The following is a 15,056-nucleotide window of genomic DNA, read 5'->3' on the forward strand; positions in this document are numbered from 1 at the left end:
ATCTTTTAATTAGTCAGGTATTCGTCTTTTAAAGGGGTAAATTAGCTAATAAAGTCATGGTCATTGGGTATAACCAAGCCTAAAAACTACAGTTGCTGTTTATCCATAACACTAAAAAAAGCCTCAGTGATAACCACTGAGGCTTAGATAATAAGTCGATAGCTCATTGAACTACCTACAATAAACGTTACTTAATCCAATACAATTATAAGCTGAAGGTATGAGATACAGATAACACGACACGGGTATCAGCCAAATCAATGTTCATATTTGTATCTTCAAGAGCAAGATCAACATCAAAGCCGTTCCAATTGGTCATATATTCAACGCGGTAATGGTTGTAAGCATCTTTAGCGTTCCACGACCATTTATCTTTATTCGCTGATATTGAACGATCAAAACTTACCTTAATATTATGACCCGGTTTAACTTCAAACGTATGAGCAACCATAGCAATATAATGATTAACATCAAGACCAAAATAATCCCAGCTATACCAAAAGTTTACTTCACTGTTACCCATTGATGAACTGTAGCCAAATTTTGCATAAGCTTCAGGATAGTTGTATGTATCTGACACGTTATCGCCGTGGTACGTATAGTAAGCAATACCTGCATCTAGTCCTATTTTTTCGTTAAGTTGAAAATATTGACCAACATAGGCATCCCACTCAATGTTAGTGTCTTCATAGCGACCAAAGTCAACGTTTGACGCCCAAGTTCCAGCATAAAAGCCGCTATCATCTGCATAATCCAAACTCGCTTGTAATGCTGGATCGTTGCCTGTTTGGCTAACACCGTTAAAGGTATAATCAGAGGCTATGTTAACCGTTGCAGACACATCAGCTAGTGCGGTAGAAGATAATGTTATTAGACAACTTGCGGCTATAGCTATAATACTTTTATTCATTTAGTTTCTCTTTTTATTTAGTATTCAAATACAAAATGGTCGGTGCTATTCGACTAATTCGATTTTAGTAAAATCAATTTTATTTTCTTTCGGTGAACGCTCAATTTCGCTAACGGCTTTAAACTTGTTAAACAGGATATAACCAAAGCAAGTAAAAAAGAGTCCAATAACGACTGCGCCAACCCATTGGATTTGCAAGAAATCTAATTTAAATAACAGGGTAAGTAAACTAAGAGCAATTAAATTGCCGAAGAAATATTTCACTCTGCCCAGCCTTGCAACACTCAAGTTCAAATTATCTGTATAGAGACGGATCAATGAATCAAGTGAGTTAATAACGAAGGTTATGCCAACAAATGCCATCGCGATATTATAGAAACCAGCGGTCTCTAGCCCATTTGCACTGTAGTAATACAGTACTGAGAACCATATGGCGATTGGAATAGAAGGAAAAACCAACATCGCTGCCAATACTTGATAAGTACGAAGACCTCCAACAAAACGAGAAGTAAACTGGCCAATCATAATGCTCCAAGCAAACCACCAATAAAGGTAAAATTCATGGTAATCATTAAGAGGCAAAGCAAATTCGTGGATATTACCAAAATAACCGCCAATCATCGCGATAGTGTTGACAAACTCCCCAATACTTGAGGTTTCTGAAAGAAAAGCCCCACCCCACATTAGACCAATCAATGCCAAAAATAACCATGTAGTTGCCAAACTTAATATTTTTACGTAACGAATATTAGTACTTGAATAAACCGCTGCAGCTATGACTAAAAATACAATCAAATAGAAGCTACTAACAATAGATTCACCATCGCCAAGTTCTGGCATATACCAAGGTAAATTGGTTAATAATAAATAGGCGGTAAAAGCACAGGTACCAATAATAACTACGTTATTTACCAGTTTAACCAGTGGGATTTCAAAAAAACGAACACGAGGTTCAATCACACAAAAATAGAAACAAGTTAGAAAGTAAAATCCCCAGATAAGAAATGCCCAGTAGCCAAACTCTATGGCCAACGGGTTAGTAAATCCATATTCGGGGTTGGTTGCTAAATCAGCATATCCGGCAAATTCGGTTAACGGAAACATGATCAAGCCAACATCTAGCCCAGAGGTAAACAAAATAGCAATAAAGGTAAATGTTTTAACCGGTGTTACACCGACACAGCGAATATTGCCCCACCGATATAATACAAAGGCGATGGCGGTAAAGGTAAATAACAGCCCAGCTGTTAACCATGTAGTCATAGTTCTCTCCTGAGCAAGGTATTAATTAATATAAACAAGTAGTACTCCTCTTTGAGGTTTATAAAAGTACACGGCAAATTTAAGCTGAAGATTTCAATTGTCGCCATCATGAAAATATCTTGATGGCGAAAATTAAGATCTAACCGTGTACTGACGATTAACGTTAGTTAATTTTTAGATTTGGCTTTAGTGCGCAGTTGCTATTAATTTTGCACTAAGCTAACAGGGGCGTTTGATGGCGATAAAACTTCTCGGCCACGAATAATATCGGCGGAACGTTCGGCGACCATTATGGTTGGTGCATTTAAATTACCGTTAGGAATAGTTGGAAATATTGACGAATCAACAACCCTTAACCCTTCAATACCATGTACTCGGGTTTGGGGATCTACAACCGACAATGCATCTGTGCCCATTTTGCATGAACATGACGGATGATAAGCACTTTCAACAAATTGACGAACAAAAGTGTCAATTTCGTCATCACTTTGGATACCAATGCCTGGCTGTATTTCTTCACCTCGATATTTATCTAATGCGCTTTGATTGATAATGTCTCTGGTTAGGCGAACACAGGCACGAAAACCTTCGCGGTCTTCTTCGTGCTCAAGGTAATTAAAGCGTATTTGCGGGTGTGCTTTAGGATCATTCGACAAAGCCTTAATAAAACCTCTACTTTTTGGTTTATTATGACCAACATGCACTTGAAAACCATGACCTGCAAAGGCCTCTTTGCCGTCATAACGCATCGCTGCAGGTAAAAAGTGATATTGTATATCTGGCCATTCTACGCTTGGTTTAGAGCGAATAAATCCACAAGATTCAAAGTGATTAGTTGAACCTAATCCTTTCTTTGTTAGGATCCAACGAACACCAATCTGCAATTTACTCCACCAATCTAATTTGCCATTTAAGGTGATCGGCTGCTTACATTTAAATTGGAAGTAAAACTCAAGATGATCTTGCAAGTTTTCACCAACGCCAGGTAAGTCATGTATCAATTCAATACCGGCATCTTCAAGGACAGCTTTAGGACCAATACCTGATAGTTGCAGTATATGTGGCGAGCCAACAGGACCTGCTGATAAAACAACATCTTTATTAGCTACAACGTCAACTATTTTTCCGTTGCGTTCATAACGTACGCCAACTGCTTTTTTGCCATTAAGTAATACTTTATGTACTAAAGCATGAGTTATCACGGTTAAATTTGCACGTGCCATTGCTGGTCGTAAATAGGCATTAGCAGTTGAACTGCGCACTCCCTTTTTTACCGTCATGTGCATTGGCCCAAAGCCTTCTTGCTGAGTACCATTATAGTCACTGGTTGCACTATATCCGGCCTCAACACCTGCATCAACAAAGGCCTTATATAATGGGTTTTTCATTTGGTTGCCATTATTAACGCCCAGTGGTCCAGTTTTTCCACGATATTCATCACCGGCAAATGCCCATGTTTCTGCTTTTTTGAAATACGGTAAACAATGAGCGTAATCCCAGTTTTGGGCGCCGTTGTCTTGCCATTCATCAAAATCACGTGCGTGTCCACGAACATATACCATGCCATTGATTGAAGACGAGCCGCCTAATACTTTACCACGAGGGCAATGCATACGTCGGCCATCAAGATTAGGCTCTGGCTCTGTTTCAAACTGCCATGCATATTTCTTGGTATTCATCGGAATAGATAAAGCAGTAGGCATTTGAATAAAAATGCTTTTGTCACTGCCACCAGTCTCAAGTAACAAGACTTTACTCTTGCTGTCTTCACTTAAACGGTTCGCTAATACACAACCAGCAGAGCCGGCACCGACTATAATGTAATCATAATTATCACTGTTCATTTAACACTCAACTTTATTACTTTGGTTGCCAACATTTAATTTTGGCAACTATTCAAGGCTTAAGGACGCTAACTAAGCTTTAACTTTATTAAAACGGGCTGTCTAATGGCTGTAACCCAACATACACCGCTTTTATTTGCGTGTAATAATCGAGTGTTAGCAGACCATTTTCACGGCCAACGCCAGATTGCTTATAACCGCCAACAGGCATTTGGGCCGGAGAAGCACCAAAACTATTTATCCAACAAATTCCTGCTTCCATCTGATGGGTCACTCGGTGAGCCCGAGTAATATCTTGTGTAAACACACCTGCGGCTAAACCAAAGTCAGTCGCATTTGCGCGTTTTATTACCTCATCTTCGTCATCGAATGTTAATACAGACATCACTGGCCCAAAAATCTCTTCGCGGCAAATAGTCATTTGATCAGTACAGTCGGTAAAAATAGTAGGAGCGACAAAATAACCACCCGGTGCATTGTCTGGTTGAAGGGTTTTCCCGCCATGTAATAAGGTTGCCCCTTCACTAACGCCAAGCTTGATGTATTTCATCACTAGATTTAAATGCTTTAAAGAAATCAGTGCACCAAAATTAGTCTCTTCTACCATAGGGTCACCTGCAATTATATTTTGGCTAGTGCGCTGAAGTAACTTTTCAATAAAAACGGGATAAATAGATTTTTGAACGAATACGCGTGTACCATTGGTACAAACTTCGCCTTGAGTATAAAAATTACCTAACATTGCTGCAGAAACCGCATTATCGACATCAGCATCATCAAAAATAATTAATGGCGACTTACCACCAAGTTCCATGGTGACATCTTTAAGCGTAGTAGCGGCTGCTGCCATCACTTTTTTACCGGTACCGACTTCTCCGGTAAAAGACACTTTGGCAATTTCTGTATGATGAGACAACCATGCACCTACCTCACCTGCCCCTTGAACGACATTAAATACGCCATTAGGAATACCTGCCTCTGTAAATATCTCTGCAAGTTTTAAAGCGCCTAAAGGTGTTTCTTCTGATGGTTTAAAAATCATTGAATTACCACAGGCAAGCGCTGGTGCTGCTTTCCAACAAGCTATCTGTAGTGGGTAATTCCAAGCACCGATACCTGCGCAAATACCTAATGGCTCGCGTCGTGTGTAATAAAAATCGCCATCTACCGACTGTTGATTACCTTCAACACCTGGTGCTAACCCAGCAAAGAATTCAATCGAATCTGCACCTGATGCTACATCAACGACTGAGGCTTCTTGCCATGGTTTACCTGTATCAAGTACTTCTACTTTAGCCAATTCATCGTTACGTTCACGTAATAAGGCAACCGCTTTAAGTAAAATACGACTTCGCTCAATTGCACTCATTGCAGACCAAGTAGCAAATCCACGTTGCGAGCTTGCAATTGCCTGCTGTTTAATTTTTTCGTCAGCAACTTCCACTTTGTAGATAACTTTCCCTGTTGCTGGGTTAATGACTTCAAATGTTTCGCCACTATCATTTGCCATGTAGGCACCATCGATAAAGTTTTTATAACATACTAATGACAAGATACTTCTCCATACTGCTTAAGCAGATCGACTATAAATTTTTTACAAAATTGCTCGGCTTGCCTGAACTCTTCTTCAGGGCTTGGGCTTAATGCACTACGTAACCAAAAACCATCTATCATAGCTGCTGCCTGCTTAGTGGCGATGAGTGCTAAGTCGTCATTTAATAATTGACGAAAAGAAAAAAGTAGATTGCTGTGCAAGCGCTTGCTGTTGATATTTTGTAGCCTTGCCAATCCTGGTTCATGCATTGATTGCGCCCAGAAACTAAGCCAAGTTTTTGTTGCGGGTTTAGAACGTTGCAATTGAGTGAAATTAGCCTCAATAATCATCATAAGTCGATCGGCTGGCTCAAGATGTTGACCTCTAACACGTTCGAGTAGCGCTAACTTCAATTGTTCAAGTAAGTGTTTAACGGTTGCTTCTACTAATTGCTGCTTGCCACCAAAGTAATGACTAATAATACCTGACGATAAGCCAGCGATCCGACTGATCGTTATTATTGTGGTGTTTTGTAAACCAAATTGTGCGACGGAATCTAAGGTAGCATCAATTAACTGTTGTTTACGTAAGGGCTTCATTCCAATTTTAGGCACTGACTTCTCGAATATTATTTTTAATTGAACGTTCAATTAATTATAATTCTAACGGTTCTGAATGAAATTATCAAGTTACTGTTATCATTCTAAAATGAAGATAAGTCTATAAAATCATTTTAAATCAATATAGTAAGCTATATATATGGGTATAAATATACTTTAAAACTTATAATAATGGTTAGTATACGAACTATATTTTAGGTTATAAATTGATGAGCGAGTGTAAATAAACCGCTATTATTTAGTCAGCGCTAATAAATAAGGTGAGATTAATTGGCTGTTTTTAATGAAATTTTAAAAGTTTAACGTCAGAGTACTTGAATTTTCGCTGGGTCTTACATCAACCCACTGTTAACGAATATCATCAGTGATCGTACTTTAGGTGACTTACTCGTTTAAGCAAAGGAGAATGCCGCAATATGACGCGAATGTAGAACGCTTAATTCAAGCATTTGTTATTAACATCATGCATTGCGGCTGTAGAAATTATTGATCTAGTTTGGTGTGTTACTTACCCTCTAGAAAGGCTAAACATTGGGCATTGTTACCTCGAAAGATCACCCTTTCGGCCTTGAGACCTAACTGATATTGATACATAGGATCATAGTATTCTTCAAGTAATGGCTTTAACCAATCTAAATGATAGTGCGTTAGACCCTTTTGCTGTTCAGTGAATGCCTTAGTTTGAAGTATCTGTAGTTGTGCATATCGTTCTGTACCTAAACGTTTACGTACTTTGAATAAGCCGTGTGCTAAATATTCACTAAAGGCAATAAAACCTTGCTCTACACCATAAGCTGTTTGATATTGCGCCGTCATCTTTATAATATATTCTTGGAATATATGTTCAAGACGGTAGTCCAAACTTTCTTCAATGACCACAATTGGCGCTAATGTCATTGCTTGTCGCAAACTTTCAGGTAAATGTACGCTACCAATTAATCGCCCTTCATCCTCTAAGATCAACGGTTTATCTAAACTATAATTACCGGTAATGTATAATTCAGCCAATTTATTTTCAAAGTCTATCTGGCTGGGTTGTGCGGTAACAAAACCACCAAAACTTGAACCGCGATGACCCGCAACCCCCTCTAAATCAAGACTATTGCTACAATGAGCAAGAAAAGGCGTTTTACCGCTGCCGGTATTACCAGCTAAAATAGTTAATGGATGTAGAGCAAGTTGCTCTAGCTCGCTGAGTAAAAATTGACGAAGTGCTTTGTAACCCCCGATAAGCAAAGGGTAATTAACACCTGATTCTTTTAACCAACGCTGCACCGTTTGAGAGCGCAAACCACCACGAAAACAATATAAATAACCTTGCGGGTTTTGCTGAACAAAGCTTTGCCATTGTGCCAAGCGATTATCTTTACTTTGTCCACAAACGAGTTCATTACCAAGGTTAATGGCGGCCGCTTGCCCTTTTTTTTTGTAGCAGAGCCCTACTTCCGCTCGTTCATCATTATTCATTAGCGGAAAGTTAACAGACTGGTTAAAAGCGCCTTTTTCAAATTCAATCGGTGCGCGAACATCCATCAAAGGAATTTTATTGCGAATAATAGTGCGAAAGTCGCTGCTGTCTAGTCGCTCTGCGGCAGCGGTGTGTATAGTCATTACAACAAACTCACTGTAGGCGAAGTTGCCGCCACTAGTTCACCAATAGGTTGTAGATTCAAGCCATTTTCTTGGCATAAAGCTTCAAAGGCTAACTTACCTGATGGCTGAACAGCAACCAATAAACCACCGCTAGTTTGTGGATCACATAAAAGTGTTTTTTGTTTAGGAGTTAACGGGCCAACATGTTCCCCATAACTGGTAAAATTACGTTCACAGCCACCCGGTATACAGCCTTGGTCAATGTAGTCATTAACATAGTCAATGCAGGGTATTTGCTTAAAATCGATAATAGCAGCAACATTGCTACCCTGACACATTTCTAAAAGATGTCCTAGAAGTGCGAAACCGGTGACATCTGTCATTGCCGTGACAGTTTCTAGAGCTGCAAATTTTTGACCGATAATGTTTAAAGCTTTCATTTCTTGTGGCGCTAGATGTGCATGTTCAGCTAATAATTTACCTTGCTTTTCAGCGGTAGTCATAATGCCAATACCTAACGGCTTAGTGAGATACAATAAATCGCCAACACCTGCGGTGTTATTACGTTTTATCTGCTCATTATTGATTAAACCGGTTACAGCTAAACCAAAAATGGGCTCAGGTGCATCAATAGAATGTCCACCCGCTAAGGGGATCCCAGCTTCAGCACAAATAGCTCTAGCGCCATCAAGTACTTGTTGGGCAATTTCAGGCGCTAAAATATTGACTGGCCAACCTAAAATAGCAATTGCCATTATCGGCTTACCACCCATAGCATAAATATCACTGATGGCATTACACGCTGCGATTTTACCAAAATCAGTGGGATCATCAACAATCGGCATAAAGAAATCGGTAGTTGAAATAACGCCTTGGCCATTGCCTATATCAAAAACGGCTGCATCATCTTTAGTGCTATTACCCACCAATAGTTCTTTGTGTTCAGGCAATACCAGTGAAGATTTAAGCATTACATCGAGTACTGATGGAGAGATTTTGCAGCCACAACCGGCGCCGTGTGAGTATTGGGTCAAGCGAATTGGTGTCATAAGGATTCAATAAAGTAAAAGCAATAGGCTAATTTACAGTAATATTGGCACCGTTACACCTGTGTATTACGATATAGCTGTTGATGTGAGGATAAATATTGAAATTACGGTTAATATTTGACTGGTTGGAGAATGTTATAATAACAAAATAGGCATTATTGCCTATTTTGTTTAATAGGTTTCTTATTAGCTAAGCTGCCCTCACTTTACTTAATCCATTCAATTAAGATTAAGAAATAAGGCAGGCTTGCAACGCTATATTATTTACGCGCAACTATATGCACAGCACTCGTTGAACGCTCTAAAAATGCCCCTTCACAATAAGCAAAGTAATATAACCATAGACGTTTAAATGTCTCATCATAACCAAACTGAGTAAGATCAGACCAAGAAACTAAAAACTTTTCACGCCAATGTGCTAGTGTTTGCGCATAATCTAGACCAATATCATCAAGCTGTTCAACAACAAGACTACTATGTTTGGTAATATTATCTGAGAGTACATTTACCGAAGGTAAAAAACCACCTGGAAAAATATAACGCTGAATAAAGTCTACGTTGCTTCTATAGTAATCAAAACGTTGGTCGGCGATAGTGATTGACTGTATAAGTAATTTACCACCATTTTTCAATAAATCATTACATTGTTTAAAGAAGCTAGGTAAAAATTCATAGCCTACGGCTTCAATCATCTCAATTGAAACGACTTTATCAAATGACCCTGTTAAATCGCGATAATCTTGTTTGAGTAAAGTGATCTTATCTTGCAACCCTAACTTCTCAATACGCGACTGGGCATAATTAAATTGCGCGTCAGAAATAGTTGTTGTCGTTACTTTACAGCCATAATTTTGTGCTGCATATATAGCTAAACCGCCCCAACCTGTTCCTATTTCTAGTAAATGATCGCTCTCACACAAAGATAAACGCTGACAAATCGTTTCAAGTTTATGGAGTTGAGCTTCGTCTAATGTGGCATTTTTGGTCGGATAAATTGCAGACGAATACATCATTTCTGGATCAAGAAAACGCGTATATAATTCGTTACCAAGGTCATAGTGAGCAAGAATATTTTTCTTTGACCCTGATTGAGTATTTCTATTCTGCCAATGCGTTATGCTGTTCTTAAACTTGTTTAACCATGACTTTTTTGACTCAAGGCTATCAGTTTCTTGTTGTGCTTTAGCAAAAATTCTAATTACATTAGTAAGATTAGGACTGCTCCATTTTCCTTCGATATAGGCTTCGGATACACCGATACTGCCACCTTTAACAAAATCACGGTAAACACTTATATCATGTATATTGATCTTTCCTTTGAGCGGCGAGCTTCCTGGTGCTTCAGGGAAAATGTTATGCTCTGTTCCTTCCACCACTTCTAATTGGCCATATGATAACTTCGAAAAGACAGAATGAACCATGTCACGACAACGCTTATCTATCCAATTCGCTGTCTGCAAAGTTCTAACACCTTCAATTTGTTCCATTTGGTACTCCTTAATCTTATTTTACAATCTATATATTAATTTGATTTTTGATAGCCAATAAAGGGTATCCGTTTAACGAACAACCTTACTGCTTGCCAGTAGATGCCCCAAACAACTTTTACTGTCATTACAGGAAGTTGACACCAGATTGCCAACAAACTTTTCTTAGTAAATGGCTTCTTTTTCATAACAAGACTGGCATCGAATAATTTACTTACTTCGCCTGTCTCTTCATTAATTGTTTTGTTTTCAATTTTAACCAGTAGCTTATCGTGTTCAGATGACGGCGGCTTTACATGCCAAAAATATGTCATTGCCATATCCATAAAGGGTGAAACCTGAAACTCTTTTTTACTGGTGTTAGCCGTTTTTTTATTGAGTAAATTAACTAGATAAAAATGTCTTTCATTCCAAGGGGTATTGCTAACCTCTGCTAACATTTGAGTACATTCATTTTTTTCGTTATAACAAAAATAAAAATTAGCTGGGCTAAAATATATACCAAAACATCTAACTTGTACCAACATGACAATTTTAGCTATCTCATTGTGTCCATCTAATAGAACAACTTTTTGTTTTATACGATCCTTAAGAGAGGATAGTTCACCCTTGACATAATCTTTTTCAACAAAGCGTAAAGGATGAAACCACGAAAAACCAAAAATCCCCATACTGTTACTATTATTTTCTACATCATCAACGTCTATCGCGAGCATATACAAAGAGTAATCAAAACTATGCGCCTTAGGACTAAAGCGACGGTGAATTATATTACCTTGATAAATATTGCTTTTGTTGAATAATTCAGACATTTTTAGCCTTTAACAGTAGCTGCTATATAACATTCAAACTTATTAGCCACTTCCACAGCACTTCTAACACCATCTTCATGAAAGCCATTATGCCAGTAAGCTCCGGCAAAGTGCGTATGATCGACACCACAAATGAGTGATCTGCTTTTTTGAGCGGTGATTGAATCAGCAGAAAAAATAGGATGGTGATAGGTAAATTCTCTTAATATTTTTTTCGGATCAATATCTTCTTTCTGGTTTAATGTCACACAAAAGGTATGCTGACTTTCTATGCCTTGCAAAATATTCATATTGTAAGTAACACTTGCTGCCTTAGAGCGATCTTGACTGAGCTGGTAATTCCAACTTGCCCACGCTTTCTCGCGATCAGGTAAAAGTGTTTTGTCGGTATGTAAAATCACAGAATTGGCACTGTAAGGCATAGCAGATAGGATGCTATTTTCATTATCAGTTGCATCATTTAACAAGGCAAGGGCTTCATCTGAATGACAGGCAATAACAACTTCATCAAAGGTCTCACTAGCGCGCTCGTTAAAGTGCAAGTGAACTTTGTCGTTGCTACGCGTAATCCCTGAAATATCAGCATTAAGTATTATATTATCTTTAAATGGCGCACATAATGGCGTTAAGTAACTTCTAGAGCCTTTTGGTATAACGTACCATTGAGGCCTGTCAGCGATATTAAGTAAACCATGGTTATGGAAAAATTGTACAAAAAACTTAAATTCAACATCTTCCATTTGCGCTAATGAACTTGACCAAATAGCAGCAGCCATGGGTAAAATGTAATGCTCAGCAAAAAATGCGCTGAAATTATTATCAGTTAAAAATTTACCTAATGTTAACCCTTCCTGATAATCATTGTGCTGATAAATACTTTTACAAAGTTTATTGAAGCGTAATATTTCTTTAACCAGAAACCAGAACTTTGGATTAAATATATTTCTTCTTTGCGCAAATAAAGTATCTAAGTTATGGCCATTGTATTCCAGTCCTGTTTGACAGTTGTGAACAGAAAAACTCATCTCAGTAGCTTGTTTACCAATACCAATCTCTGACAATAAAGCCAAGTAATTAGGGTAAGTTTTATTGTTAAAAACAATAAAACCTGTATCTATGGCAAAAGTTTCATTCGCAATTTCAACGTCTACTGTGGCGGTATGACCACCGATTTTGTCATTTTTTTCAAAGACAGTTACCTGGTGCTTTTTTGAGAGTAAATAAGCCGCGGTTAAACCAGAGATACCAGAGCCAATAATAGCAATGTGCTTCATGCTTTTTATTTCCTTAAAATAATTGATTGCCAAAGAGATGCAGGTAAAAAAGAGAATAACTTTAAGGTCAACGTAAGCCTTTTTGGAAAGTGCAAATAATTAGCTCGGCGGTTAACACCTTTAAAAATTCGTGCAGCGGCTTCTTCACTAGATAATAGAAACGGCATATCGAAGGTGTTTTTTTCTGTTAGAGGCGTCTTGATAAATCCAGGATGTACCAATGTTACACCAATATTTTCAGCCACCAGATCAAGTCGTAAACTATTCGCTAAATAATCCATACCTGCTTTTGAGGCACCATATGCTTCACTTCTTGGGAAAGGAACGATTGTTGCGCTTGAACTAACAAATACCACCTGCCCACCTTTATTGGTGAGCGGTAAGAAAAATTCTAAAAGAGCACCTAGTGAGGATAAATTTGTTGCAATAATATCACTAAATAGTTTGCCGTCGAAATGCTTAGCATCGTCGATGTAACGGCAGTCGCCTGCATTTAATATCATGATATCGATTTCTTTGATATCAACAGCAGCAGACTCTATCTGGGCAGGTTTGGTCATATCGAATACCAATGTTTTAAAAGCCTTACTGCACAGCTTATCTAATTTACTTTTATCACGTCCACAAGCAATAACATTGTCACCCTGCGCTAAATATTTTTCATATAAAGCGTGGCCAATACCTGAAGTGGCGCCTGTGATTAAAACAGTACGAATTGCCATTACTTTGCCGCCTTTTGCTTAATTAATTTTATTAGCTTACCTAAAACAGGTAATTGTTCATAAAGCATTGCGCCAAGGTCTAAGTAATCTCGGTGGTAAATGACTTTATCTTCATAACCTTTAATATGGGAGTGGCCTATTACATTGATAAGTTTACCTTTATTCAACTTGGGGTGTTGATATGACATCGTCCAATAAATAGCAGCTTGATCTTTTTCAGCAATAATATTAGTAATAACAAAATCACAAGTCGATAGATTTTGATATAAATTTTGAAAATATTCAAATAAGTTATCAAAGCCTTTAAGCTCATGAATGGGGTCAATAAAAATAACATCACGATGATAAATCTTTGACAGAAGATCTAGGTTGTCGGTAGAAAGAGTTTGATAAACGTTAACAAAGTTATTTAACCAAAACGGCGAAGTGGTTGATGTATCCTGTGGGGCATTATTTTGCATTGCTGTTACCGTAATGGCATTAGCTAATCATAGAAAGTTTGATTAGCTAAAATTATAAGTAAGCCAGTTATACCTTATAGAAAGCGAGAGCTTTTAACCTAGCTTCTTTATGGTCAACAACTGGTGGCCAGTAAATATTTTTTTTGTTTTTTTCTATAAACAAATGCGGAAAGTGAATATTTTTATCTGGAACACTTCCCAACTCTGGTAAATACTTACGGATGAAAATGCCTTTTGGATCAAAACGTTCACTTTGTCTTATCGGGTTGAAAATTCTAAAGTATGGCTGTGCATCACAACCGGTACTTGCTGCCCATTGCCAGCCACCATTATTAGAGGCTAAATCACCATCGATTAGCTGACTCATAAAATACTTTTCACCAAGACGCCAGTCGATTAATAGATGCTTAGTCAAGAAACTTGCGACAACCATACGAAGTCGATTATGCATCCAACCCGTTTGATTGAGTTGTCTCATGGCGGCATCTACTAGTGGATATCCTGTTTTACCCTGACACCAAGCATCAAACAAACCTTTATCATAATGCCAATGAACGCCTTGGTACTTCTCATTAAAGCACTGGTGTTTAGAAAGCCTTTGTTCATGAAACATTAAATTTCTATAAAATTCACGCCATATGATTTCATTTAACCATGAAAATTCTTGACTATCTGAAGCGATTAATATGTCTGGGTAGGCGTTAATTAAAGTTCTTAATATATACCTGGGACTAATGACACCAGCGGCTAAATAAGGTGACAATCCCGAGGTGCCCTTAATGGAAGGGATATCTCTTTGATCGTGATAATCAGATATTTTTTCATTAAAGAAAGTAGGAAGTACATGTTTTTCAATGTCACCAACAAGTGGCCAACCAGAAGATATACTTGCATCAGAAAGAGTATCTGCTGACGATACTTTAGCGGTACTAGTTGCTATTTTACCTAAATAATCAAAGCTATGTTGCTTAACATAAGTCAACCAGGCACGTTTAAAAGGAGTAAAAACCTTATACATCTGGTTAGATAAATTAAGAACTTTTCCCTTAGGCACAATAACATCAGCTTCAAATAAACTGAGCTTTATACCCAGTGCAACAATAGCTTTATCACGTTTTTGTTCATTAAATTCGACTTCACTGTTGGCAACAATCTCATTGATATTTTCTTTTTCACAACGAGCTTGTAAGTATGAAACCTGATCTTCAAAGGTAGCGGCGTCAACTAATTCTAACTCAATACCAGCTGACAAAAGCTCTTCGCGAAGTGCTATGGCATGGCGTTTTATAAAATCAATCTTTATAGCAGACCAATCATGCTGCTGCCATTGTTGTTCAGAGATGAAAAAAACGGCTTTAAGGGGAGCATTATCTTGATTGTTTTTTAAAAAATACTGTAATGCGGGATTATCATGACTTCTAAGATCATTGCGAAACCAAAGTAACAAATTTTATTCCTTTATCATTGACTGAAAGTAATTTTGCCCG

13 protein-coding genes are annotated in these 15,056 nt (G+C 37.9%); all 13 read right to left on the bottom strand.

Annotation, left to right across the window (positions count from 1 at the left end; genetic code table 11):
- Window positions 1-205: 205 nt before the first annotated feature.
- Window positions 206-910: a TorF family putative porin gene (locus A3Q34_RS00595; RefSeq protein WP_070373596.1), complete on the bottom strand. Its 705-nt coding sequence runs from the start codon at window positions 908-910 to the stop codon at window positions 206-208.
- A 45-nt stretch (window positions 911-955) separates the two neighbouring features.
- Window positions 956-2,173 (bottom strand): choline transporter, encoded by a 1,218-nt coding sequence (locus tag A3Q34_RS00600; protein WP_070373597.1) that lies wholly within the window; start codon window positions 2,171-2,173, stop codon window positions 956-958.
- Between the two features lie 203 nt (window positions 2,174-2,376).
- A complete protein-coding gene (betA, locus tag A3Q34_RS00605) occupies window positions 2,377-4,017 on the bottom strand; it encodes a choline dehydrogenase (protein WP_070373598.1) in 1,641 nt (546 codons plus the stop codon).
- 88 nt (window positions 4,018-4,105) lie between these two features.
- The gene (gene betB, locus A3Q34_RS00610) at window positions 4,106-5,569 is read right to left on the bottom strand and encodes a betaine-aldehyde dehydrogenase (RefSeq protein WP_070373599.1); all 1,464 of its coding nucleotides are present in this window, start codon (window positions 5,567-5,569) and stop codon (window positions 4,106-4,108) included.
- Window positions 5,560-6,165: a transcriptional regulator BetI gene (gene betI, locus A3Q34_RS00615; RefSeq protein WP_070373600.1), complete on the bottom strand. Its 606-nt coding sequence runs from the start codon at window positions 6,163-6,165 to the stop codon at window positions 5,560-5,562. Before betI ends, betB begins: the two co-directional genes overlap by 10 nt.
- Before the next feature lie 510 nt (window positions 6,166-6,675).
- Window positions 6,676-7,782, bottom strand: coding sequence for a tRNA 2-selenouridine(34) synthase MnmH (mnmH, locus tag A3Q34_RS00620; RefSeq protein WP_070373601.1), 1,107 nt, complete (start codon window positions 7,780-7,782; stop codon window positions 6,676-6,678).
- Entirely contained in the window at window positions 7,782-8,813 is a 1,032-nt protein-coding gene (selD, locus tag A3Q34_RS00625) for a selenide, water dikinase SelD (RefSeq protein WP_070373602.1), read from the bottom strand. Before selD ends, mnmH begins: the two co-directional genes overlap by 1 nt.
- A 260-nt stretch (window positions 8,814-9,073) precedes the next feature.
- Window positions 9,074-10,300 (bottom strand): SAM-dependent methyltransferase, encoded by a 1,227-nt coding sequence (locus A3Q34_RS00630; protein WP_070373603.1) that lies wholly within the window; start codon window positions 10,298-10,300, stop codon window positions 9,074-9,076.
- Window positions 10,301-10,335: 35 nt separating this feature from the next.
- Window positions 10,336-11,112 (bottom strand): DUF1365 domain-containing protein, encoded by a 777-nt coding sequence (locus A3Q34_RS00635; protein WP_070373604.1) that lies wholly within the window; start codon window positions 11,110-11,112, stop codon window positions 10,336-10,338.
- Between the two features lie 2 nt (window positions 11,113-11,114).
- Window positions 11,115-12,386 (bottom strand): NAD(P)/FAD-dependent oxidoreductase, encoded by a 1,272-nt coding sequence (locus A3Q34_RS00640; protein ID WP_070373605.1) that lies wholly within the window; start codon window positions 12,384-12,386, stop codon window positions 11,115-11,117.
- 5 nt (window positions 12,387-12,391) lie between these two features.
- The gene (locus A3Q34_RS00645; protein ID WP_070373606.1) at window positions 12,392-13,108 is read right to left on the bottom strand and encodes an SDR family NAD(P)-dependent oxidoreductase; all 717 of its coding nucleotides are present in this window, start codon (window positions 13,106-13,108) and stop codon (window positions 12,392-12,394) included.
- The gene (locus A3Q34_RS00650) at window positions 13,108-13,569 is read right to left on the bottom strand and encodes a nuclear transport factor 2 family protein (protein WP_070373607.1); all 462 of its coding nucleotides are present in this window, start codon (window positions 13,567-13,569) and stop codon (window positions 13,108-13,110) included. Before A3Q34_RS00650 ends, A3Q34_RS00645 begins: the two co-directional genes overlap by 1 nt.
- Before the next feature lie 67 nt (window positions 13,570-13,636).
- Window positions 13,637-15,016, bottom strand: a complete 1,380-nt coding sequence (gene phrB / locus A3Q34_RS00655; protein WP_070373608.1) for a deoxyribodipyrimidine photo-lyase — start codon at window positions 15,014-15,016, stop codon at window positions 13,637-13,639.
- Between the last annotated feature and the right edge of the window lie 40 nt (window positions 15,017-15,056).

Origin of the sequence: Colwellia sp. PAMC 20917 (assembly GCF_001767295.1) — a bacterium.
Classification (GTDB): domain Bacteria; phylum Pseudomonadota; class Gammaproteobacteria; order Enterobacterales; family Alteromonadaceae; genus Colwellia_A.